Raw genomic sequence first — 24,045 nt, 5'->3', positions numbered from 1 at the left:
CTTCTCTCATTAGGTTAACGATTCAAACCCAAATTACGGGTCATATTCTCGATACGATCGCCATGAACAATTACATTATCTTCGATGCGAATACCACCAAACGGCCTTAAGACATCAACGGTATTCCAATTGATCTGTGATTGCCTCTGATCCTGTTTTAACTCTGCGAGTAGCGAATCGATAATATAAACACCCGGCTCTATCGTCAGTACTTGGTTGATATCAAGTTCTCGAGTACAACGTAAGAATGGATGTGCCTCAGGTGCTGCGACATGAGTGCCCTTTTCATCGCTGAGGAAACCTCCCATATCGTGCACTTGTATGCCTAACATATGGCCTAAACCATGGGGGAAAAAGACTCGAGTAATTCCCTGTTCGACAAGGCCCTGAACATCGCCGCTGACAATATCAAAATCCAGCAAGATCTGCGCTAGCTTATAATGAGTTTGTATGTGTAATTCAGCATAGCTCACACCAGGCTTCATCATGCTTATGATCTGTAGCTGCATATTGTCCATTGCGGTGATCAGATCATCGAAGATGTTCTTCTCAAATGAATAGCTACGGGTAATATCGGAGGCATAACCATTATAGTTAGCGCCTGCGTCGATCAAGAATGAACGCCGCTGCGCTGGGCTCGTATATTCAAGCGCGGTGTAATGTAAGATGGCGGAGTTTTCATTTAGCGCAACGATGCTGCTATAGGGGACTTGGTTTTCACCTTGTGAGATTGCCGACAGATAGACCTGTAGGATCTCAAATTCACTCGCACCATTATAGAATGCTGTTTTAGCCGCTTGATGCCCGGTCACCGCTATTTCATTAGCTTTACGCATACAGGCTAACTCATAATCGGTTTTGGTCGCGCGGTGATAGTTGAGATAGCTCAATACTGAATCAGGATTACGCCTGCTAAAACCCAGCACATCGGCAACATCTAAATGCTCACCAATATAGGCCCAATTATCGATACCCGCTGGCAGATATTCGGCTACTTTGTCGGCCTTAGTTAGAAACTTGATGTCGACATGCTCGGCCCAAAAGTCACTCGGCTCATCGGCAACCTTGTGCCAAAAATCTACCGGGCGATAAAAAATCAATAGGGGCTTATCACTGCCGTTTATCACCAACCATGAATTTGGGTTTTCGATGACCGGCAACCAAGCTTTAAAGTGTGGGTTCACCTTAAATGGGTAATCCATATCATCTAAAAACTGTCTATGTGGCTGACCTGAATGGATGACGAGACCCGATAAGTTTTCACGAGAAATGATTTCGCTGACACGCTGATTAAGCACTTGAATATGGTCATGATAGAGGCGCGCTAACTGTTCCATGAGGGTTACCCTATTGTTATTATTTAGCCAAATTTTCGACATCGGTTCAGTCTATCACATCGCTAAAAAAATTTTTTCTTCAAACTCATTATTCCTTTTTATGACTAAACTCTCTGCTGTAAACTCAAATATTGCCATTGCAACAATAGTAACTAACACGCTGATTTTTAAGGCTCACAACTTTATACACGCACAAAACTAAACGGTCGTTTAAATTGAGTGTTGTAATTTTTTGTGATTCGTCGCACACTGAGCAGTAACTGGTCAAATGATGGCCTAGGCTGCTGTGACAAAGAAAGTCACATTCAGATAATAAAATCATTAGTGATCTGGATAGTGAACTTAAGCTATAAGGAAGCAAGCAATGATCTACCAAAGCCCTACAATTGAGGTTGAGTTACTCGAAGACAATATCGCCCACCTGTGCTTCAAGGCACAAGGCTCGGTTAATAAGTTCGACAGAGAAACCATCGACTCATTAAATGCTGCACTCGACAGCATCAAACAAGATTCTAGCATCAAAGCACTTATGTTAAGTTCGGCCAAAGACGCTTTCGTCGTTGGCGCCGATATCACTGAGTTTCTAGGATTATTTGCTGAAGAGGACACGGTCTTACAGTCTTGGTTAGAGCAAGCCAATGTGGTTTTCAACAAGCTAGAAGATCTACCCTTCCCAACAATTTCGGCAATTAATGGTTTTGCACTAGGCGCAGGCTGCGAAACCATTCTAGCTACAGACTTCCGTATAGCAGACACCACTGCCCGCATAGGTCTACCAGAGACTAAGCTGGGAATTATTCCAGGCTTTGGTGGTACGGTACGTTTACCTCGCGTGATCGGTGCCGACAACGCACTTGAATGGATCACATCGGGTAAAGACCAACGTCCAGAAGCGGCACTTAAAGTCGGCGCGATTGACGCAGTTGTAGCTCCAGAGCAACTTAAACCTGCAGCGTTGAAAATGCTAAAAGATGCCCTAATAGAGAAGCTAGATTGGCAGACTCGCCGCGCTAAGAAACAGGCGCCGCTAACACTACCAAAGCTTGAAGCCATGATGTCTTTCGCCACAGCTAAAGGCATGGTGTTTAAAGTAGCTGGTAAACACTACCCTGCACCAATGGCAGTAATTAGTGTCATCGAACAAGCCGCTCAGTTAGATCGTGCTGGTGCGCTTCAAGTGGAGCATCAAGCGTTCATCAAGCTAGCTAAAACAGAAGTCGCACAAGCATTGATTGGCATCTTCCTCAATGATCAGCTCGTAAAGGGTAAGGCTAAGAAAGCGGGCAAGTTAGCTAAGAAAGTTAACTCAGCTGCAGTACTTGGCGCAGGTATCATGGGTGGCGGTATCGCTTACCAAAGTGCCAGCAAAGGTACACCAATTGTAATGAAGGATATCGCTCAACCTGCATTGGATTTAGGTTTGGGCGAAGCCGCTAAGCTGCTTACGGCACAAGTTAAGCGTGGCCGTTCAACCCCTGCTAAGATGGCTGCAGTACTGAACAACATCACTCCAGCACTGGACTATGCCCCAGTAAAAGATGCTGACGTGGTGGTTGAAGCCGTTGTCGAGCATCCAAAAGTTAAATCTATGGTACTGGCGGAAGTTGAACAGCATGTCAGTGAAGATGCCATCATCACCTCAAACACTTCGACTATCTCTATCAACCTACTGGCTAAGAGCCTTAAAAAGCCTGAGCGTTTCTGTGGTATGCACTTCTTCAACCCTGTGCACAAGATGCCGCTAGTCGAAGTCATTCGCGGTGAGAACAGCTCAGATGAAACCGTTGCCTCAGTTGTGGCTTACGCCAGCAAGATGGGTAAGACACCTATCGTAGTTAATGACTGCCCAGGCTTTTTCGTTAACCGTGTACTCTTCCCGTACTTTGCCGGCTTTAGTGGCCTGCTTGCCGATGGCGCCGATTTTGCTGCTATCGACAAAGTGATGGAGAAGCAGTTTGGTTGGCCAATGGGCCCTGCTTACCTGCTCGACGTTGTCGGCCTTGATACTGGCCATCATGCACAAGCAGTAATGGCTGAAGGCTTCCCAGACCGTATGGGGAAAACTGGTAAAGATGCCATCGATGTGATGTTCGAAGCTGAGCGTTTCGGCCAGAAGAACAGTAAAGGTTTCTATCAGTACTCAGTTGACCGTCGTGGTAAGCCAAAGAAAGATTTAGACCCAACCAGCTATGAGTTACTACAAGCTGAGTTTGGTGAACAGAAAGCATTTGAATCAGATGAGATCATCGCTCGCACTATGATCCCTATGATTATTGAGACAGTACGCTGTCTTGAAGAAGGAATTATCGCTTCGCCTGCTGAAGCGGATATGGGCCTAGTTTACGGCCTTGGTTTCCCACCATTTAGAGGCGGCGTGTTCCGCTACCTAGATACTATGGGCGTCGCTAACTTTGTCGCGCTTGCCGACAAATATGCACACCTAGGTGGTCTATACCAAGTGACCGACACTATGCGCGAACTTGCCGCCAACAATGGCAGCTACTACCAGCAGGCTTAAGCAGGAAGGATTAGAACAATGAAAAACGCCGTTATCGTAGATTGCATTCGTACTCCAATGGGTCGCTCAAAGGCTGGAGTATTTAGAAATGTACGCGCAGAAACTCTTTCTGCTGAACTAATGAAGTCGCTACTTGAGCGCAACCCAAAGCTTGACCCAAACACCATCGAAGATGTGATGTGGGGTTGTGTGCAGCAAACCCTAGAGCAAGGCTTTAATATTGCCCGTAACGCCGCCCTACTCGCTGGCATTCCAAAACAAGTCGGTGCTGTTACCGTAAACCGTTTATGTGGTTCATCTATGGATGCCCTACATCAGGCTGCTCGTGCGATTATGACTGGCCAAGGTGATACCTTTATTGTTGGTGGTGTTGAACACATGGGCCACGTACCGATGAACCATGGTGTCGACTTCCATCCAGGTCTTGCTAATAACGTAGCAAAAGCTTCTGCCATGATGGGGCTTACAGCTGAGATGCTAGGTAAGATGCATGGAATTACTCGTGAGCAGCAAGATGCCTTTGCGGTTCGCTCGCATCAACGTGCTCACGCAGCTACAGTTGAAGGCCGCTTCGCCAATGAAATCGTAGCGATTGAAGGTCATGACGCCGATGGCGCATTGATTAAAGTCGAGCATGATGAAGTGATCCGCCCTGAAACCTCGATGGAATCGCTATCGGGTTTACGCCCAGCTTTTGACCCAGCTAACGGCACAGTTACCGCAGGTACCTCTTCTGCACTTTCAGATGGCGCCTCTGCCATGTTAGTCATGGAAGAGGAAAAAGCCAAAGCGTTAGGCCTGCCTATTCGTGCCCGTATCCGCTCTATGGCTATTGCCGGTTGTGATGCTGCTATTATGGGTTATGGCCCTGTACCTGCCACTCAAAAAGCCCTTAAGCGTGCAGGCCTAACCGTTGATGACATGGATGTTATCGAGCTTAATGAAGCCTTCGCCGCTCAGTCTCTACCTTGTGTTAAAGACCTAGGTTTGATGGATGTGGTCGAAGACAAAGTTAACCTCAACGGTGGTGCCATTGCACTAGGTCATCCACTAGGTTGTTCAGGTACGCGTATTTCAACGACCTTGATTAACCTGATGGAAGCCAAAGATGCCAAATATGGTCTTGCGACCATGTGTATCGGTCTAGGCCAAGGTATCGCGACTATCTTCGAGCGCCCATAAGGCTCGATTAATAATAGATAGAAGCCAGCGCAAGCTGGCTTTTTTGTGTTCAGTGTCTTGTCCTGAAATGTGTTTACACATTTAGGACTTTATAATGACTACACCAATACCAGCCCGCGTTAAGCGAACACAGCGAGATTATTCGTTAGGCTTTAAATTACAAGTTGTAGCTGCCGTAGAAAAAGGCGATATGACTTATAAACAAGCTCAAACAACCTATGGCATCCAAGGTCGCTCCACGGTACTTACTTGGCTTAGAAAGCACGGTAAGATGGACTGGACTCAACCAGTGAGAATGACTATGCCAAAAACAACTAAAGCTAAAGAAACCCCAGCTCAAAAGATTAAGCGCCTTGAAAAAGAGCTGGAAGATGAGCACTTACGTAATCTATTACTCAATGAAGCCGTTGATATTATTGATGCAGAATATGGAGCTGGCCTTAGAAAAAAGTACTTAGCCAGGGAGCGAGAAGTCTTCAAAAACAGAAAGTAACGAGCTTAAATCGCGCTTGTAAGCTTCTGGGTATAACAAGACAAGCTATCTATCAAAGAGAACGAAGAGCGAATTGTAGAGCAATGGAGTTAGCCCCTGTAAGAGCGATGATACTAGATATCCGTCGGTTTATGCCTCGGATTGGTGGCAAGAAACTCTACTTTTTACTTAAACCTAAGTTCATCGAGAAAGGGATTAAACTTGGGCGCGATAACTTCTTTAGTTACTTGAAAAGTGAAGGCTTGTTAGTCAAACCTAAGCGTAATTATACCAAGACGACTAACAGTAAACATTGGATGAAGAAACATCCAAATTTACTGAAAGAGTTAGTGCCAACAGCACCTGAAGAGGTGTTTGTTAGTGATATAACATATGTGCAATCAGAGCAAGGCATACATTATCTATCATTGGTAACTGACGCGTTCAGTCGTAAAATAATGGGATATGAATTAAGTAATGAAATGAAAGCTACAGACGTAGTCAAAGCGTTAGAAATGACGATAAGTAATCGGCAGTATCAACATCGAGCAGTGCATCACTCAGACAGAGGGTTACAGTATTGCTCTGCCGTTTATCAGTTAGCGTTGCAAAGAAGTGACATCCGCGCATCAATGACCGATGGATATGACTGCTACCAAAACGCACTAGCAGAACGTATAAATGGGATATTAAAGCAAGAGTTTCTATTATCTCCTTGCTGCAACCTTAATGAGTTAAAGCAACTCGTTGAGGAGTCAATTTTTATATACAATGAGCTGAGACCGCACTTAAGCTTGGGTATGAAAACACCTAATCAAGTGCATAAAAAAGACCAGCAGCAGAAGCTACTGGTCTAGTAAAAACCGTCAACCTATTTCAGGACGGGACACAGAGTAGAATTGTTTTATCCCGAAGCGTCTAGCCTATTGCCGACAACTGCTTTAACCTGAAGTCATCTGTTAATTCCTTAGGCTGCGCTATGAAATTTGTATTACTTGCCGACAATCATTCTGCCATCAGCCAAATAGCAAAATGGTATAGCGATGAGTGGGGCTATATTGGTGAAGGTCGTAGCCCCAAAGAGCTGGAGTTGAAGCTCAAAGATTACCTTAATCACGACAAACTGCCTTTGATTATCTTAGCCCAAGCTGGCGATGAACTGCTCGGTGCTGCTCAACTGCGTTTCCATGAAATGGATATCTACCCCGAGAGAGAACATTGGCTTGGTGGGGTTTATGTTGCCTCAGAGCATAGAGGTAAGGGCATCGCCAATGCCGTAGTAACCGCTATTATAGATAAGGCCAAAGAGCTTGGAGTAAGCAGCATCAACTTGCAGACCGAAGATTTTACAGGCGGCCTATATGCCCGCCTTGGCTGGCAAGCAGTAGAACAGGTCACTTATCACGGTATTAAAGTGCAGGTTATGGAAAAATCACTTTAATCCCAAACTCGTACCAACTTAAGCCCACACAGCCTTCGCTACAAATATAGGTAAATAAATGACTCCCGCTATCGACCTGCTCGTAAAACACAAGATTGCCCACCAAGTTCATGAGTATCACCATGATCCCGCTTGCCAAGCTTATGGCTTAGAAGCGGCTGAGAAAATCGGTGTTGCAGCTGAGCTGGTATTCAAGACCTTAGTGGTTAAATTGGATGGCAAGCAACTTGCGGTAGCTATCATTCCTGTAGCCGAAAAGCTTAGTATGAAGGCAATCGCAAAAGCAGCCAAAGCCAAAAAAGCTGCGATGGCCGAAGCCATGGAAGTACAGCGTAGCTCAGGCTATGTGCTCGGCGGTGTCAGTCCTTTAGGGCAGAAGCGACAGCTGCCAACGGTTATTGATCAGTCTGCAGCATCGCTCGATAAGATGTTTGTTAGCGGTGGGCGTCGAGGGTTAGATATCGAATTAGCACCTGAAGATATCAAGCTGCTACTAAGAGCACAATTTGCCCCTATCACAGCCGAATAACCGTCTATTCATTTGCAGTGTTCCACGTGGAACACTGCAAATAACCAAATGACCCAAGCTCACAAATAAACGCTACGCGCTTGGATAAACTTAAAGGCTGGAGTAATATTAGCCACTTCTGTTTAATCGTTCAGCTGAGGAAATATGAACGACCTATTTAATGCTGCGCAACATCAACTCGACGCTTTAGGCTTACGCTGCCCAGAACCTGTGATGATGGTGCGTAAATCAGTAAGGCGCATGAATGATGGTGAAACCTTACTTATTATTGCTGATGATCCTGCAACAACGCGCGATATTCCAAGTTTTTGCGAATTTATGGATCACACCTTAATTGCCAGCCAAACAGAATCGACGCCTTATCAGTACTTGATAAAAAAAGGCTTATAGTCGCCTGCCCAGATAATGGATAAAAGGAATTACCATGGCATCACTTATTGGCATTGCATTTAAAACTGAAAAACGTGGTCAAATGATTACGGTTGAACAAGCCGAAGTTACCCAAGCTAAAGGTGTTGAAAACGACATCTTTGGCCGTCCGGGGAAACGCCAAATCACCGTGATGTCTATTCAGAAATGGCGGCTAGCCTGTAATGAAATCGACAATCAACTCCCTTGGCTTACTCGCCGAGCAAACTTACTTATTGATGGCTTAAGTTTTTCCTCACAAGATGTAGGTAAGCAACTTATTATCGGCAAACTCATTTTAGAGATCACTGGTGAAACTGATCCCTGCGAAAAAATGGAAATGGCTTACCCTGGACTCGAGCAAGCATTAATGTCTGACTGGCGCGGTGGCGTAACTTGTCGAGTGATTACAGGTTCAAATATCAAAATAGACGACAATGTTGAATTGCTATAGCCACTATTTTATTCATAATTATAGCCATCTCTCTTACCTTTGATTCAGACTGCTCAGCAATTAAATAACTTATAGCCTGCAAACTCGCTAGCAACCCTCTTACAGTTATCAGCAAGATTCGCCATAGTTTAATCCTTCGTTCAGCTCTCCAATCACCTAGTGAACTCAATTTTATTGCCTAATATCGACTTTACTAATTGAAACAGAATATTTGTTTTACTGTTAACTAATTTGTGCGATAACTGTTGCACAAATTAATCTCCAATTAAGCGCTAGCGCTAACAATCTATAACCTATACCAGAAACCACTCCTTTAAAACGATAACTATAATCATAGGATTAGCATGTTAAAAAACAAATTAACTCCCCTATATGCTGCCATCGCATTAAGCCTTAGTGTTCCAGTCGCTGCAGAAGATAACAAAGCTTGGCAAGTCAATACACCAGCAGATGCACCTTTAGAACAAATTAAAATTGAAGTCGATGAAGGCACCTGGATGAATGTCAGTGTCAGCCCGAATGGCAAACATGTGGTGTTCGACTTACTCGGTGATATTTATCAAATGCCAATTGCTGGCGGCGAAGCAAAGCCATTAGCCAAAGGCATCGCATGGCAGATGCAGCCGGTTTATAGCCCTGATGGCAAGTATATCGCCTTTACCTCAGATGAAGATGGTGGTGACAACATTTGGGTTATGCAAGCCGATGGTAGTAATCCTCGCCCAGTCACCAAAGAAACTTTCCGCTTATTGAACAGTCCAGCTTGGAGCCCGGATGGGCAATACCTAGTAGCGCGTAAGCACTTTACTGGTAGTCGTAGCTTAGGTGCTGGAGAAGTATGGATGTATCACGTTGCCGGTGGTGACGGTGTAAAACTTACCGAGCGCCCAAATGAGCAAAAAGACTTAGGTGAGCCAGCCTACTCACCAGATGGGCACTATATCTATTTTAGCCAAGATTCGACTCCCGGTAAGACATTCCACTACTCAAAAGACTCGGTAAAAGGCATCTATAAGATTAAACGTTACGATACCCAGACGGGTGATATCGAAGTATTAATCCAGGGAACTGGCGGTGCGATTAGACCAACACCAAGTCCTGACGGTAACAAGCTGGCCTACATTAAGCGTGATGGTTTCCAGTCTTCACTCTATTTGCTCGACCTAAAGTCTGGCGAAACTGAAAAGTTATATGGCGAACTAGACCGAGACATGCAAGAAACTTGGGCTATCCATGGTGTGTATCCAACTATGAGCTGGACCACCGATAATAATGAAATCCTGTTTTGGGCGAACGGTAAGATCAACAAGCTTGATGTTGAATCTAAGTCAGTAGCACAAATTCCATTTACGATTAAGACCGAGCGCGCCATCCAACCAGCTGTTCGATTTACCCAAGATCTTGATAAAGATGTGTTCGACGTGAAGATGCTGCGCATGGCGCAAGTATCTCCTGACGGCAAAAAAGTCGCTTTTGAAGCCCTAGGCAAAATTTGGGTTAAGAGCTTACCCGACGGCAAAATGTCACGCCTAACAAAATTGGATAGCGACCTACGCGAGTTATTCCCACAGTGGTCTCGTGACGGCAAGAAAGTCGTATTCACCACTTGGGATGACCAAGAGCAAGGCACTGTTAGTTTGGCGAACGTGCGCAATAAGCGGGTTAAGGTATTAACGGATGAGCCGGGTAAATATGTAGAACCCACCTTCTCTCCAGATGGGGAAACCGTGGTTTACCGTAAAGCCAAAGGAGGTTACATCACGCCTCGTACTTGGTCACAAGAAACCGGACTTTACCAAGTAGACATCGATGGTGACAAAAATACTAAGATCACCTCTGCAGGTTATCAGCCACAATTTGGTGCCGATAATGACCGTGTCTACTTTATGGAAAGCGGTGAAACACCACAGCTTGCATCTATTGGACTCAATGGTTTCGAAAAACGCGTACACTACACCAGTAAACACGCTACCGAATTCAGAGTCTCACCAGACGGTAAACAGCTAGCCTTTGCCGAACGCTTTAAAGTATTCGTTACTCCCTTTGCCAAGCATGGCGAGACAATTAAAATTGGGCCTAAGGCAAGTAACCTCCCTGTTGAACAGCTAAGTGTTCGCGCAGGTGAAAGCATCAGCTGGAATACCGACAGCAACCAGCTTTACTGGACTCTTGGCCCAGAGCTTTATCAAGTGAATGTTGATACCCAGTATCAACAACAGGCTGAAGACGCTGAAATAACTAAAGTAGAGCCTAGCATTACCGATCTTGGTTTCACTCAAAAAGCAGATGTTCCACGTGGAACAATTGCCTTTGTTGGTGGCAACATCATTACGATGGAAAACGATGAAGTTATCGAAAATGGCACTGTAATCGTTAAAGACAATCACATTGTCAGTGTCGGTCCAGCTTCAGTTATCGATATTCCAAGCGATGCTAAGGTTATCGATATCAAAGGCAAAACCTTAATGCCAGGTTTGTTCGATGCCCATGCTCATGGTGCTCAAGGTGAGAATGAGATCATCCCGCAACAGAACTGGGAGCTGTACTCAAATCTATCTTTAGGTGTTACTGCGATTCATGATCCATCAAACGACACCACTGAAATCTTCGCCTCTTCTGAGCAACAGAAAGCCGGTAATATTGCTGGGCCTCGTATATTCTCAACCGGTACGATTTTATATGGCGCGAACCTACCAGGTTATACCTCTCATATAGATTCGCTAGATGACGCCAAGTTTCACTTAGAGCGCTTGAAAAAAGTTGGCGCGTTCAGCGTAAAGAGCTATAACCAGCCTCGCCGTAACCAACGCCAGCAAGTTATCGCAGCCGCTCGTGAGCTAGAGATGATGGTAGTGCCTGAAGGTGGCAGTTTGTTGCAACACAACTTAACCATGATAGCCGATGGACACACAGGTATTGAGCACTCACTACCTGCGGCCAATATCTATGACGATATTAAGCAGTTCTGGGGCCAAACAGATGTTGGTTACACGCCAACCCTAGTTGTCGCCTATGGCGGTATTTCTGGCGAAAACTACTGGTACGACAAAACTGATGTCTGGGCTCACCCCCGCCTTTCTATGTATGTACCATCAGACATTTTGGACGCTCGCTCAATGCGTCGCCCAACTGCACCTGATGAACATTACAACCATTTTAACGTTGCACGCGTAGCTAACGAATTAAATGAAGTGGGTATCAAAGCCAACATTGGTGCTCATGGTCAGCGTGAAGGTTTAGCGGCTCATTGGGAGATGTGGATGTTTGCCCAAGGTGGCATGAGTAATATGGAAGTATTAAAAACGGCAACCATTAACCCAGCTAAGCACTTTGCCATGGATCATCAAATAGGTTCTATCAAACAAGGTAAGCTCGCAGACCTGATTGTTATCGATGGTAATCCTCTGGAAGATATTCGCGTAACCGACCGAGTAACTTACACCATGGTAAACGGCAAACTGTTTAATGCAGAAACCATGGACCAGTTAAATGGTGGTGCCAAAAACAAAGGCAAGCAGAGACAAGCGTTCTTTTTTGAAAAATAAATTTCATTTTTAATTTTAAAATCTGGCCAAACTCAGCTGCGATTTTTAAATTTCAGAAAAATTATTTTTTGATGCAAAATCCATAAAAATCAGTTTAAAGTGTAAAACTACAAAGGGTGTTCCACGTGGAACATCCTTTTTTATGAACAAATATCTTTATCAACTTTAGCTAATATTATATGTTGGCGCTTAGGGAATGGAACTCTTTACACATTAAGGAAAATAAAACATGAATACATCTAGAGTCATTGCTTTAGTCTTTGTTAGCATCACACTATCCGTATTAGCAACACAGCTATTTTTAAACTCACCAACCCCCACAGTTCAAAGCTTAGAAGATTCCACAGAAAAATTATTACCTTTAGCCAATGAAAAAAAATTGGCGGATTATAGTGACACCAATATATCTAAAGAAGCCGTGCTCCCCCCAGTACAACAAGTCACTCTTGAACTACAGGAAAGTCCCAATAACAGATACACCAAGCTCATCGATGAAGCCTCGATCAATGCATTATTTGTAGATGAGCAAGGTACTGTAGATAGTAGCGCCATGACCCATGTATTAACTGTCGGAATGGCTGATTTTATAGAGCAGGCTTCTCGCTTACAGACGAGCAGTGAGCTTGCTGTTAATAGACAAGAAAAGCTCAACCAACAGCTAATAATTCTTAAAGACTTGGCCATCTATGATCAGCATGTTGCCTGCTCCGGACGTATCTGCGCCCTATCCCTCACCACTAACGAAGTAACAGAAAATAATAGAAAGCTTTTATCTGAATTTGATAACAACAATAGTTTTGTAAACAGCACTATTAACTCTACTGGCGAAGTGGAATTTAAAGCCATCTATTTACATTCTGAAGACCCATCAAAACTTGTAATGACTCAGCCTTAAATCCTTAGGCTATATGGGTTATTTTTGATAACAAAAACAGTCCGTGGTGTGGTCATTTACCATGCCAACGGCTTGCATAAAGGCATAACAAATAGTGGGGCCGACGAAGTTAAAACCCATCTTCTTTAAGGCCTTAGACATGGCTTCTGACTCTGGGGTCTGTACAGGTAATTCATTCATTGATATAAAATGATTAGTCTTTGGCGCGCCCCCTACAAAGCTCCACAAAAACGCTGAAAAATCATTACCCTGCTCGACATAAGCCATATAGCCTTTAGCATTTTTTATGATCGAATTAACCTTAAGCCTATTACGTACAATGCCAGGGTTTTGCAGTAATTCCTCTATTTTTGCATCATCAAAAGTTGCGATAACTTTAGGATCAAAATTAGCAAATGCAGCCTCATAATTTTGCTGTTTCTTTAGTATGGTAATCCAAGATAAACCCGCCTGCTGACCGTCGAGACAAAGCTTCGCAAATAACTCTTGGCTATCATAAACAGGCCTTCCCCACACCCTGTCATGGTACTCTTGATAAATGGGATCGTTACTAACCCAGCCACAACGCGTTACTTCCATAGTCCAATTCCTGAGTTTTTAACCAACCAGATAAAAAATAACCTACATAAGCGTTATTCTACAAGGTATAATTGATCCCATTTTCTATTAGAGCTTCCAGGCAGTAGACAAGCGGATATGACGACGAAACACGACGTGAAAACATTCCAGGGCTTCATTATGACCCTGCAGGAATACTGGGCGCAGCAAGGTTGCGCTATCGTTCAACCATTGGACATGGAAGTGGGTGCTGGTACATTCCACCCGATGACATTCTTACGTTCATTAGGCCCAGAGCCTATGAGTAGTGCCTATGTTCAACCATGTCGCCGCCCGACTGATGGCCGTTACGGTGAAAACCCTAACCGTCTTCAGCACTACTACCAATTCCAAGTAGTACTAAAGCCATCACCAAGCAACATTCAGGAACTCTACCTAGGCTCACTAGAAGCCGTAGGTGTAGATATGAATGTGCATGACGTTCGCTTCGTAGAAGACAACTGGGAATCACCAACACTGGGTGCTTGGGGCCTTGGCTGGGAAATTTGGCTTAACGGTATGGAAGTCTCTCAGTTCACTTATTTCCAGCAAGTGGGTGGTCTAGAGTGTAAGCCTGTAACCGGCGAAATCACTTACGGTCTTGAGCGTCTTGCTATGTATATCCAAGAAGTAGACAGCGTTTACGATCTTGTTTGGACAGACGGCCCTATGGGTAAAGTCATGTACGGCGATATCTTCCATCAAAATGAAGTTGAGCAATCAACTTATAACTTCGAGCATGCCAATGTTGAAGTGCTATTTAAGATGTTTGATGACTGTGAGCAAGCTTGTGAGCGTTTATTAACGCTTGAAAAGCCACTTCCACTACCTGCTTATGAGCAAGTAATGAAAGCCTCTCATGCATTTAACCTGCTAGATGCACGCCACGCTATCTCTGTTACTGAGCGCCAGCGTTATATCCTACGCGTTCGTACCATGGCTAAAGGCGTTGCAGAATCTTACTATCAGGCCCGTGAAGCTCTTGGCTTCCCAATGTGTAAGTAGAGGAATAACAGATGAATTTTGAAAACTTACTGATTGAAATCGGTACTGAAGAGTTACCTCCAAAATCACTGCGTAAACTGGCTGAGTCTTTCTTAGCTAATTTTACCGAAGAGCTAACAAAAGCAGAGCTAAGCTTTGAGTCTGCTGTATGGCACGCTGCGCCACGTCGTCTAGCTATCTGCATTAATCAACTTGCACTGGCTCAGGCTGACAAAGTAGTTGAGAAACGCGGACCCGCTGTAGCACAAGCTTTCGATGCCGATGGTAATCCAACTAAAGCCGCTATGGGCTGGGCCCGTGGTAACGGTATTACAGTTGAGCAAGCTGAGCGTTTAAAGACAGATAAAGGCGAATGGTTACTACACCAAGCACGTGTAGTCGGTGTTGAGACTAAGAGCCTAATTGCCGATATGGCGCAACGGTCTTTAGACAAATTACCTATTCCAAAGCCAATGCGTTGGGGTAGCAATACCACGCAATTTATCCGTCCTGTTCACACAGTTACCATGTTACTTGGTAGTGAAGTGGTTGACGGTGAGCTACTAGGCATCAAGTCTGATCGCATTATTCGTGGTCACCGCTTTATGGGTGAGTCTAGCTTCAAGCTAGATCATGCCGACAACTACCTTGTTGCGCTAAAAGAAAAAGGTAAGGTACTAGCGGATTATGAAGCGCGTAAGGCAATCATCAAGACTGATGCCGAAGCTGCAGCAGCTAAAATTGGTGGCGTAGCCGATTTAGAAGATGACCTACTTGAAGAAGTGACCTCTTTGGTTGAATGGCCAGTAGTACTAACGGCAAGCTTCGAAGAGAAGTTCTTAGATGTGCCAGCTGAAGCCTTGGTTTACACCATGAAAGGCGACCAAAAATACTTCCCAGTATTTGATAACGCTGGTCAGTTACTGCCTAACTTTATCTTCGTAACTAACATCGAATCTAAAGATCCACAGCAGATTATTGCCGGTAACGAGAAAGTGGTTCGCCCACGTCTCGCCGATGCTGAGTTCTTCTTCGAAACAGATAAGAAAGACACACTTGAAGCTCGCCTTACTAGCCTAGAAACCGTTGTATTCCAAAAGCAGCTTGGCACTATTAAGCAACGTGTTGAACGTATCTCAGCTATGGCTGGTTACATTGCCACTAGCATCGATGCTAACAGCGAAGAAGCGGCGCGTGCAGGTCTATTATCTAAGTCAGATTTGATGACTAACATGGTAATGGAGTTTACTGACCTTCAAGGCACCATGGGTATGCATTACGCCCGCCTAAATGGTGAAACGGAAGCGGTAGCCGTAGCTCTGTCTGAGCAATATAAGCCTAAGTTCTCTGGTGATACCGTACCAACAGCACCTATCTCTATCTGTGTTGCACTCGCTGAAAAACTAGACACGCTAGTGGGTATCTTTGGTATTGGCCAAGCGCCTAAAGGTGCTGCGGATCCATTCGCACTTCGCCGTGCAGCAATTGGTGTGCTACGTATTTGTTTAGAGAACAACTTACCGCTAGATCTTGTTGATTTAATTGCTAAAGCACAAGAGCTACACGGAGAGAATCTCACTAACGCAGATGTTGCCGAGCAAGTACTTGAGTTCTTTATGGCTCGCTTCCGCGCTTGGTATCAAGATCAAGGCGTGAGTGTAGACGTGATTCTAGCAGTATTAGCTCGTCGCCCTACCGCTCCTGCCGATTTTGAAAGCCGCATTAAAGCTGTTGCTCACTTCAGAACTCTTGAACAAGCATCTGCACTTGCTGCTGCTAATAAGCGTGTATCTAACATCTTGGCTAAAGTTGAAGGCGAGTTACCTGCTGCTATCGACGATAAGCTACTTGTTGAAGCCGCTGAAAAAGCGCTGGCTGAAAAGCTTGCAGAATTGCAACCACAGCTAGCGCCACTATTTGCAGCCGCTAACTATCAAGAAGCATTAGCGTTACTAGCTAGCCTACGTGAAAGCGTTGATACCTTCTTCGAAGATGTGATGGTAATGGCTGATGATGAAGCGCTAAAGAACAACCGCCTAGCGCTACTATCTAGCCTGCGAGAGCAGTTCTTACATGCTGCAGATATTTCACTGCTTCAGTAACCACTGAATCGATGAATCATAAAAAACGCGCCATTTGGCGCGTTTTTTTATTGAGTAGTTATTAGCTGAATAAAGCTAAAACTGCACCAGCTTCTGATGCATTTGCTCAAAGGTTTCACTATCTATTGATGCATCAATTAGCAACCTATCTAATTGCTCAGGCAGTAACTTACCCGCTTCCAATAACATAGAACACTCACTGATAAGATTAGCTCGCCAAACAACTTCAGCATGGCCACCAATAGGCTTAGAATCAACGATAGCTAAACGACTGAGCTCTGACTCAAATAGTGAGGGTAACTCCCAGTACCGGGCTAATAGCGCACTTAAGCTTAAAGATTTTGCCGTCATCACCTGTCTAAACAGACTCGAACAGGGTTGCTCACTAGGTTCTGCTTGTTTAAAGGCTTCTAACAAGAGTTTGAAAATCGCTATCTTACCCACATCGTGTAACAACCCAAGCAAGAAAGCTGTGTCAGGATCGTCTTGAGTCAGCTCACAGGATAGATAGGCTACCTGCATAGAATGGCGCCAAACCTGGCTACCAAAACGGCGAAAATAGATGGGTTGGATATCGATGACCTTACGCATCATAGCTGTCGTCACAAAACGTCTCATCTGTTCTCGCCCCAGCTGCACTAACGCTTGCTGTAAGCTGGTCACCTCTTTATCGCTGCGTTTAAACAGAGGTGAGTTACACAACTTTAGCACCTCAACACTCAACACAGGGTCCTTCTCGATTAAAGCTAATAGCGCTTTGGTATCGCTATTCTCATCCGCAAGTTGTTTATCTAGTGCTGCGACTTGAGTAGGCAGTTTTAATACCCTTTCGGCAATAGCTTTGGGGGATGCCAAGGCCGCTTCTACCCGCCTAAATACATTCTTTTCCAACTCATTTGCCGTACCACTAAGCTGAGTGCTAGGAAATAATAAGCTATAAAACAAAGCAGATAGATCGATAGCAGCCACAGGAGTCTGGGTCACTGGTTGTGGTCTGCTAGCAACAATGGAGTCGCTTTGCCTAGGGTGAAACTGCTCCATTGAACCACTGAAGCTCTTCGGCTTTTCGATGACAACCTGTTCTCTGATATTAAACAGTTTTTTGAAGGCTTTACTAATCAATTTCTTATGACCGGACACGGATTTGTTAACAAAAAAAATCGGTGCCTATAGCACCGATTTTACTCAATTATTAAGTTTACTGATAAAAATAAACTTAAACGTCGAGGTTCGCCACATTCAGAGCATTGGCTTCGATAAAGTCACGACGCGGCTCAACCTGATCACCCATCAAACAGGTAAACAACTGGTCAGCACCAATCGCATCTTCGATGGTAACTTGTAGCATACGACGAGATTCAGGATCCATTGTAGTTTCCCACAATTGCTCAGGGTTCATCTCACCCAATCCTTTATAACGCTGGATGTATAGGCCGCGCTTAGATTCGTTCATTAACCAATCTAATGCTTCAACGAAGCTAGTGACATCCTTAGTACGCTCACCACGTTGTACATAGCCACCATCTTCTACTAGACCATTGATTTCAGAGCCCATCTTAACGATGCGCTGGTAATCAGTAGACTGGAAGAAGTCATATGAGAACATGTAGTGTGTATCGATACCGTGCTTACGGATTGTAATCTTAGGCAGGTAAACTTGACGTTCAGGATCAAGCACTGGCTCAGCACTATATAAAATACCGCCAGTCTCTTTATCAATTAAATCAGCTACAAACACGTCAGCCCAAGCTTTGATTTGTGCTTCATCACTCAACATCTCATTAGTGATTGCTGGGTGATATAGCATTAGATCGGTAATGTTAGTTGGGTAACGCTGCTCTAGACGAGCAATGATAGCTTCCACTTCACGATACTGATTAACCAAACGCTCTAGTGGCTGACCAGACATACCTGGTGCCCCCTGCGAAGGATAGATGTTGGCATTATCAAGTGCTTGAGTCGTTAAGTACTCAGTCAATGCTGGATCATCTTTCAGATATTGCTCTTGCTTACCTTTCTTAACCTTGTACAAAGGTGGTTGTGCAATATATACATAGCCACGCTCAATAAGCTCAGGCATTTGACGGAAGAAGAAGGTCAACAGCAAGGTACGAATGTGCGAGCCGTCGACGTCAGCATCGGTCATGATAACGATGTTGTGATAACGGGTCTTATCTGGGTTATATTCGTCACGACCAATACCGCAACCTAGTGCAGTGATTAGTGTTGCCACTTCTTGCGAAGATAGCATCTTATCGAAACGCGCTTTCTCTACGTTTAGGATCTTACCTTTTAGTGGAAGAATCGCTTGGTTCTTACGGTTACGACCCTGCTTGGCGCTGCCACCAGCTGAGTCACCCTCCACTATGTAAATTTCAGAAAGACCAGGATCTTTCTCTTGGCAGTCAGCAAGCTTACCCGGCAAACCACCTAAATCTAATGCGCCCTTACGACGAGTCATTTCACGCGCTTTACGTGCCGCTTCACGAGCACGCGCTGCGTCGATAATCTTACCAACAATTAACTTAGCTTCGTTTGGATGCTCCATTAGGTAATCACCTAACTGCTCGCCCATAGTTTGCTCAACAGCAGACTTTACCTCACTAGAAACTAACTTATCTTTAGTCTGTGAACTGAACTTAGGATCCGGCACTTTAACTGAAATAACTGCAGTTAGACCTTCACGAGCGTCATCACCCGTTGCAGCAGTCTTACCTTTCTTATTATACCCTTCACGTTCCATGTAGTTATTCAAGTTACGTGTCAACGCACCACGGAAGCCCGCTAAGTGAGTACCACCATCGCGCTGTGGAATATTGTTGGTAAAACAGAAGATATTCTCTTGGAAACCATCGTTCCATTGCATAGCGACTTCAACGGTAATACCGTCTTCACGCTCTTGACAGAAGTGGAATACTTCTTTGTTTACCGGTGTTTTGTTAACGTTTAAGTAGTCAACAAATGCACTGATACCGCCTTCGTATTTGAAGAATTCATCACGGTTATCACGCTCATCAACAAGACGAATACCCACACCTGAGTTCAAGAATGACAGTTCACGAACACGCTTAGCTAAGATATCGAAATGGAACAAGACGTCAGTGAATGTCTCAGTGCTTGGCCAAAAACGGATTTCTGTACCAGTCTTAGTCGCTTCGCCAATCGGTGCAATAGGAGCATCTGGTACACCGTGGGTGTAGAATTGCTCGTATACTTTGCCGTCACGACGGATAGTCATCTGCAGCTTTGAAGATAGTGCGTTTACAACCGACACACCAACACCGTGCAAACCACCCGATACTTTATAAGAGTTATCATCGAATTTACCACCAGCGTGAAGTACGGTCATAATAACTTCAGCAGCAGAGATACCTTCCTCTTCGTGGATCGATACCGGAATACCACGGCCGTCATCTCGAACCGATACAGAACCATCGGCATGAATGGTAATAATGACGTCGTTACAGTGGCCCGCTAACGCTTCATCGATAGAGTTATCGACTACTTCGAATACCATGTGATGTAGACCTGTACCATCATCGGTATCACCGATGTACATGCCTGGTCTTTTACGTACCGCATCAAGGCCCTTTAGAACCTTAATACTCGAAGAATCATAACTATTCTCTGACATATTATTCTCTCGTCGGTTATTCAATTACCGTTACACGACCTTGTTCCACATGGAACATCTTACTTGGCGGCGTGATTAACGAATCTACTATTGCTGCAGGCTCAATAGCCGTGACAAAAACTTGTGCCCCGGTATCCGCTAATTGCTGTAACAATAGTTTTCTATGCTTTGCATCCAATTCCGATGGAAGATCGTCCACCAGATAAATACTTTTTTTATCTATTTGTTGTTTTAGCAACTTTCCCTGTGCAATGCGTAATGCACAGACTAACAATTTCAGCTGGCCACGAGATAAAGCATCTTGTGCAGGTAGTGTCCCTACCCGCAAACGTAAATCAGCTTTATGCGGCCCACTGACGGTATAGCCTGTGGCTAAATCTCTAGGGTATTGCGTCTCGAGTAACTGTGCATACTCGGTTTTTGCATCCCACCCTCGGGTAAAAGAAACCTTAACATCAACCTGAGGTAAAAACTCTCCGATTATACCCTTAAGTAGCTCATTTAACGAGTCTACATATTGCTTTCTTATGTCGGTTACCAGTTCAGCATAACGAATAAATTCTTTATCCCAAAATTGAATCGAACTATAGGGCGAACCATCTCTGAGTAACTGATTTCGCTGCTTTAAAATTCGACGTACATTGACCCATGCAGCATAAAAACGTGGGTCAGAATGAAACGCTCCCCAATCAATAAACTGACGCCTAGATTTAGGGCCTTCGAACAGCAGAGAAAAACTCTCAGGTGTGATCACTTGGATCGGTAAAGTTTCAGCGAGCGTCGATAAACGCTTTACTTTATCACCATTGATTTTAACTTCAATATCACCGCTTCTAAAACGACGTAAACCTATCTTACTCTGCTCATCACCGCTTTCCATATTGGCAAACAGGGTCAATGCATCATCGTCATTCTTAATCACACGCTGGGAAAGATGGCTTCGAAAGGAGCGGCCCATACCGAGGAAGTAAATAGCCTCAAGAATACTGGTTTTGCCACTGCCATTGTGGCCATAGATTAAGTTCAGCCCGTCACCCGGCTGCAGTTGCGCAGAAGATATATTACGAAAAGATTCGATATGGAGACGGCTAAGACTCATTGATGACCTTTATAACAACGGGGGAGTGTTCTATTACTGAGTCACTTAGGTTAACCAGATAAAGTACATTTAACGCCTTTACTTGGTTAACCTTAAGTCGAGATAGAAAAGGGCCGGAGGCTACAAACGCATAGGCATAACAACATACATAGAATCTTGCTCTATGTGGTTGTCGATAAGCGCGCTTGAGTTACCGTCTATCAAGGTAATGCGTACATCATCTGAAGGTAGATTATTGAGAACGTCGAGTAAGTAACTGACGTTAAAACCTATCTCTAATGGTGTATTTTCATATTCAACATCTAAGATCTCTTCCGCTTCTTCCTGTTCAGGGTTATTAGCGGTGATCTTGATTAAATTGTTTTCCAGCTGGACACGAACACCACGGAACTTCTCATTCGACAGAATAGAAGCGCGCAGTAACGCTTGTTTTAGCTGTAATCGGCTCGCAATAACAACTTTATCGCCACCCTTTGGCAGTACACGACGATAATCAGGAAAACGCCCATCAACAAGTTTACTGGTAAACACTGCTGTTGCCGTTGTCGCTCTAATCGCATTGTCACCAATCGCAATCGTTACGTCGAGATCGTCTGCTTCAAACGAACGCATAAGCTCTAATACGCCCTTGCGGGGCACAATCACTTGCTTTTCAGGCAGTGACGCCTCGATCATTCGATGGCTCAATGCCAAACGGTGCCCGTCAGTCGCAATCGCACGCAGCACATTGCCTTCGGTTTCCAATAACAGTCCGTTAAGGTAATAACGCACGTCCTGGTTAGCCATAGAGAACTGAGTCGCGTCGATCAACGACTTCATGGTGCCCTGCTTCAAGGTAAACTCAATCTCAGCCTCAAAGGCATCGACATTTGGATACTCTTCAGCAGGCAAGGTCGCCAAAGTAAAACGGCTACGACCCGAACGTAACAACAGACGGTTTTCTTGCTGCTCAATCTTAAGCTCTACCTGATCAGGTAGCGACTTAACAATATCTAAAAATTTTTTCGCTGGGACCGTGGTACGCCCCTCAAGGATCTCACCTTCGAGCTGAACTTCGCCGACTAACTCGACTTCTAAATCGGTTCCAGTTAACTTAAGTGAGTGATTACTCACTTCAACCAAAAGGTTTGCCAGTATAGGCAAGTTATGTCGCCTCTCTACAGCACCACTGACTAATTGCAGCGGTTTTAGTAAGGCGTCCCTATCAATTGAGAATTTCATTGATTCAATATCCCTGATATTAAGAAGATAAAGTTCTTATCAAGTTAGCATAATCTTCTTTAATGTCATGACTTTCTTCACGCAACTGGGCAATTTTACGACATGCATGTAATACAGTTGTGTGATCACGACCACCAAACGCATCGCCAATCTCTGGCAAGCTCTGGTTAGTTAACTCTTTCGATAACGCCATTGCCATCTGTCTTGGACGCGCCACACTACGTGAACGACGCTTAGATAACATATCTGCCATCTTGATCTTGTAGTATTCCGCTACAGTCTTCTGAATATTATCGATAGTGACCAACTTCTCTTGTAGAGCAAGTAAGTCTCGTAGTGCTTCACGCACAAAATCGATAGTGATCGGACGGCCAGTGAAGTTAGCGTTAGCAATAACACGGTTCAGTGCACCTTCAAGCTCACGCACGTTCGAACGTAAGCGCTTAGCAATAAAGAATGCCACTTCATCGGGTAAGTTAATGCCACTCTCTTGTGCCTTACGCATTAAGATCGCAACACGGGTTTCTAATTCTGGTGGCTCAATGGCAACTGTTAGACCCCAACCAAAACGAGATTTAAGACGATCTTCAACACCGTCGATCTCTTTCGGGTATTTATCCGATGTCAGAATGATCTGATGATTACCTTCTAATAACGCATTAAAGGTATGGAAGAACTCTTCTTGAGATCTATCTTTGTTGGCGAAGAATTGGATGTCATCGATAAACAATGCATCAACACTACGGTAGTAGCGCTTAAACTCTTCAATCGCGTTATTTTGTAACGCCTTAACCATGTCTTGCACGAAACGCTCTGAATGCATGTAAACTACTTTTGCATTCGGGTTATTTTTAATAATGCCATTACCAACAGCGTGCAATAAGTGAGTTTTACCTAAACCTGTGCCACCATAAAGGAACAAGGGGTTATACGCACCACCAGGATTTTCAGCCACCTGCAAAGCAGCCGCTTTACCCAATTGGTTTGATTTACCTTCAACGAAGTTATCAAACTGGTAAGTCGGATTAATGTTACTACGGTGATTAGCATTAGCCATTGGCTCTGCGTGCGGAGTATTAAAAGAAGGCTTAGTCACTTCTCGAGTAACTGGTCTGCTAGTTCTTACTGCTGCTGTAGCCTGAACAACTGGTTTAGCCGACGGACGACTACCGATATCGAAACGCAAACTTGGCGCATCGCTACCCATTTGTTCAGTAAAAAATTGGTTGATGATATTTAGGTATTTATCCCTAACCCAATCCAAAACAAAACGATTAGGCGCATAGATGACGAGTGTATCGCCTTCCATTTCTGCTTGTAACGGTCTTATCCACATACTGAATTGCTGAGCAGAGAGCTCATCTTGCAGCCTTGCGATACATTGTTGCCAAAGTGAAACCGCCACTGTAGTTATCCCCAGAAGATCATACAAAAGAGGTCTATTCTATAGTGAGATCACGCTGATCGCTATCCTTTAAATATATTTATCCCCAGATAGATCAACTAATCATTAAGATCTCGATCCAAAAAGATCCGTGGCGATCAAAAAATATTGATGAAGCCGCAAATCCAGCTTTATAAAGCGATCCAGATCGATCTATAATATAGCCTCTTCGATCTGTTTTTT

Annotated in this window: 18 protein-coding genes; 11 read left to right on the top strand and 7 right to left on the bottom strand. The window is 44.3% G+C overall.

The annotated features are described in order from the left end of the window. Window positions 1–14: 14 nt before the first annotated feature. Window positions 15–1,337, bottom strand: a complete 1,323-nt coding sequence (pepQ, locus tag SPEA_RS00110; RefSeq protein ID WP_012153296.1) for a Xaa-Pro dipeptidase — start codon at window positions 1,335–1,337, stop codon at window positions 15–17. Window positions 1,338–1,701: 364 nt separating this feature from the next. Between pepQ and fadB the strand changes: the two genes are divergently transcribed. The 9 genes from fadB (at window position 1,702) to SPEA_RS00055 (ending at window position 12,781) form a co-directional block, all read left to right on the top strand. Next, complete coding sequence (gene fadB / locus SPEA_RS00100; protein ID WP_012153295.1) at window positions 1,702–3,855, top strand: fatty acid oxidation complex subunit alpha FadB; 2,154 nt, start codon at window positions 1,702–1,704, stop codon at window positions 3,853–3,855. 18 nt (window positions 3,856–3,873) lie between these two features. Continuing rightward, the gene (fadA, locus tag SPEA_RS00095; protein WP_012153294.1) at window positions 3,874–5,037 is read left to right on the top strand and encodes an acetyl-CoA C-acyltransferase FadA; all 1,164 of its coding nucleotides are present in this window, start codon (window positions 3,874–3,876) and stop codon (window positions 5,035–5,037) included. A 94-nt stretch (window positions 5,038–5,131) separates the two neighbouring features. Further along, window positions 5,132–6,366 (top strand): IS3-like element ISSpe1 family transposase gene (locus SPEA_RS22450; protein ID WP_086024287.1). Its coding sequence is split into 2 segments (ribosomal slippage): window positions 5,132–5,489 and window positions 5,489–6,366, totalling 1,236 coding nucleotides; the frame shifts between segments, so codons are not numbered across the junction. Between the two features lie 122 nt (window positions 6,367–6,488). Next, on the top strand, window positions 6,489–6,950 hold the full coding sequence (locus SPEA_RS00080; RefSeq protein WP_012153291.1) for a GNAT family N-acetyltransferase: 462 nt from the start codon (window positions 6,489–6,491) through the stop codon (window positions 6,948–6,950). A 58-nt stretch (window positions 6,951–7,008) separates the two neighbouring features. Further along, window positions 7,009–7,479, top strand: a complete 471-nt coding sequence (gene ybaK / locus SPEA_RS00075; RefSeq protein ID WP_012153290.1) for a Cys-tRNA(Pro) deacylase — start codon at window positions 7,009–7,011, stop codon at window positions 7,477–7,479. A 144-nt stretch (window positions 7,480–7,623) separates the two neighbouring features. After that, window positions 7,624–7,869, top strand: coding sequence for a sulfurtransferase TusA (tusA, locus tag SPEA_RS00070; RefSeq protein ID WP_012153289.1), 246 nt, complete (start codon window positions 7,624–7,626; stop codon window positions 7,867–7,869). A 34-nt stretch (window positions 7,870–7,903) separates the two neighbouring features. Continuing rightward, a complete protein-coding gene (locus SPEA_RS00065) occupies window positions 7,904–8,341 on the top strand; it encodes an MOSC domain-containing protein (protein WP_012153288.1) in 438 nt (145 codons plus the stop codon). Window positions 8,342–8,685: 344 nt separating this feature from the next. Next, complete coding sequence (locus tag SPEA_RS00060; RefSeq protein WP_012153287.1) at window positions 8,686–11,886, top strand: amidohydrolase family protein; 3,201 nt, start codon at window positions 8,686–8,688, stop codon at window positions 11,884–11,886. Between the two features lie 229 nt (window positions 11,887–12,115). Beyond that, window positions 12,116–12,781 (top strand): hypothetical protein, encoded by a 666-nt coding sequence (locus SPEA_RS00055; RefSeq protein WP_012153286.1) that lies wholly within the window; start codon window positions 12,116–12,118, stop codon window positions 12,779–12,781. Between the two features lie 18 nt (window positions 12,782–12,799). On the opposite strand, the gene SPEA_RS00050 is transcribed toward SPEA_RS00055, so the two are convergent. Next, a complete protein-coding gene (locus tag SPEA_RS00050; protein ID WP_012153285.1) occupies window positions 12,800–13,360 on the bottom strand; it encodes a DNA-3-methyladenine glycosylase I in 561 nt (186 codons plus the stop codon). Between the two features lie 117 nt (window positions 13,361–13,477). Between SPEA_RS00050 and glyQ the strand changes: the two genes are divergently transcribed. Beyond that, window positions 13,478–14,383 carry a glycine--tRNA ligase subunit alpha gene (glyQ, locus tag SPEA_RS00045; protein WP_041410747.1) on the top strand — a complete coding sequence of 302 codons (906 nt, stop codon included), beginning with the start codon at window positions 13,478–13,480 and terminating at the stop codon, window positions 14,381–14,383. An 11-nt stretch (window positions 14,384–14,394) separates the two neighbouring features. Then, window positions 14,395–16,464, top strand: a complete 2,070-nt coding sequence (glyS, locus tag SPEA_RS00040; protein WP_012153283.1) for a glycine--tRNA ligase subunit beta — start codon at window positions 14,395–14,397, stop codon at window positions 16,462–16,464. A 75-nt stretch (window positions 16,465–16,539) separates the two neighbouring features. Here the strand turns inward: glyS and SPEA_RS00035 are convergent, their stop codons facing one another. The 5 genes from SPEA_RS00035 to dnaA form a co-directional block, all read right to left on the bottom strand. Beyond that, window positions 16,540–17,586 (bottom strand): HDOD domain-containing protein, encoded by a 1,047-nt coding sequence (locus SPEA_RS00035; protein ID WP_041411195.1) that lies wholly within the window; start codon window positions 17,584–17,586, stop codon window positions 16,540–16,542. A 94-nt stretch (window positions 17,587–17,680) separates the two neighbouring features. Continuing rightward, the gene (gyrB, locus tag SPEA_RS00030; protein ID WP_041410746.1) at window positions 17,681–20,098 is read right to left on the bottom strand and encodes a DNA topoisomerase (ATP-hydrolyzing) subunit B; all 2,418 of its coding nucleotides are present in this window, start codon (window positions 20,096–20,098) and stop codon (window positions 17,681–17,683) included. Window positions 20,099–20,114: 16 nt separating this feature from the next. Further along, on the bottom strand, window positions 20,115–21,197 hold the full coding sequence (recF, locus tag SPEA_RS00025; protein ID WP_012153280.1) for a DNA replication/repair protein RecF: 1,083 nt from the start codon (window positions 21,195–21,197) through the stop codon (window positions 20,115–20,117). Between the two features lie 120 nt (window positions 21,198–21,317). After that, window positions 21,318–22,418, bottom strand: coding sequence for a DNA polymerase III subunit beta (dnaN, locus tag SPEA_RS00020; protein ID WP_012153279.1), 1,101 nt, complete (start codon window positions 22,416–22,418; stop codon window positions 21,318–21,320). A gap of 19 nt (window positions 22,419–22,437) precedes the next feature. Continuing rightward, the gene (gene dnaA / locus SPEA_RS00015) at window positions 22,438–23,823 is read right to left on the bottom strand and encodes a chromosomal replication initiator protein DnaA (RefSeq protein WP_012153278.1); all 1,386 of its coding nucleotides are present in this window, start codon (window positions 23,821–23,823) and stop codon (window positions 22,438–22,440) included. Window positions 23,824–24,045: the final 222 nt, after the last annotated feature.

Source organism: Shewanella pealeana ATCC 700345, from assembly GCF_000018285.1.
Classification (GTDB): Bacteria; Pseudomonadota; Gammaproteobacteria; order Enterobacterales; family Shewanellaceae; genus Shewanella; species Shewanella pealeana.
The sequence above is the reverse complement of the archived record's forward strand: the minus strand, read 5'-3'. Positions and strand labels throughout refer to the sequence as shown.

Excerpts from the sequence above, each read along its gene's own strand:
- fadA (WP_012153294.1), top strand. The coding sequence starts at position 3,874 with ATGAAAAACGCCGTTATCGTAGATTGCATTCGTACTCCAATGGGTCGC.
- glyQ (WP_041410747.1), top strand. The coding sequence starts at position 13,478 with ATGACGACGAAACACGACGTGAAAACATTCCAGGGCTTCATTATGACC.
- fadB (WP_012153295.1), top strand. The coding sequence starts at position 1,702 with ATGATCTACCAAAGCCCTACAATTGAGGTTGAGTTACTCGAAGACAAT.
- SPEA_RS00060 (WP_012153287.1), top strand. The coding sequence starts at position 8,686 with ATGTTAAAAAACAAATTAACTCCCCTATATGCTGCCATCGCATTAAGC.
- pepQ (WP_012153296.1), bottom strand. The coding sequence starts at position 1,337 with ATGGAACAGTTAGCGCGCCTCTATCATGACCATATTCAAGTGCTTAAT.
- SPEA_RS00065 (WP_012153288.1), top strand. The coding sequence starts at position 7,904 with ATGGCATCACTTATTGGCATTGCATTTAAAACTGAAAAACGTGGTCAA.
- SPEA_RS00080 (WP_012153291.1), top strand. The coding sequence starts at position 6,489 with ATGAAATTTGTATTACTTGCCGACAATCATTCTGCCATCAGCCAAATA.
- SPEA_RS00055 (WP_012153286.1), top strand. The coding sequence starts at position 12,116 with ATGAATACATCTAGAGTCATTGCTTTAGTCTTTGTTAGCATCACACTA.
- SPEA_RS00050 (WP_012153285.1), bottom strand. The coding sequence starts at position 13,360 with ATGGAAGTAACGCGTTGTGGCTGGGTTAGTAACGATCCCATTTATCAA.
- ybaK (WP_012153290.1), top strand. The coding sequence starts at position 7,009 with ATGACTCCCGCTATCGACCTGCTCGTAAAACACAAGATTGCCCACCAA.
- glyS (WP_012153283.1), top strand. The coding sequence starts at position 14,395 with ATGAATTTTGAAAACTTACTGATTGAAATCGGTACTGAAGAGTTACCT.
- gyrB (WP_041410746.1), bottom strand. The coding sequence starts at position 20,098 with ATGTCAGAGAATAGTTATGATTCTTCGAGTATTAAGGTTCTAAAGGGC.
- tusA (WP_012153289.1), top strand. The coding sequence starts at position 7,624 with ATGAACGACCTATTTAATGCTGCGCAACATCAACTCGACGCTTTAGGC.
- dnaN (WP_012153279.1), bottom strand. The coding sequence starts at position 22,418 with ATGAAATTCTCAATTGATAGGGACGCCTTACTAAAACCGCTGCAATTA.
- recF (WP_012153280.1), bottom strand. The coding sequence starts at position 21,197 with ATGAGTCTTAGCCGTCTCCATATCGAATCTTTTCGTAATATATCTTCT.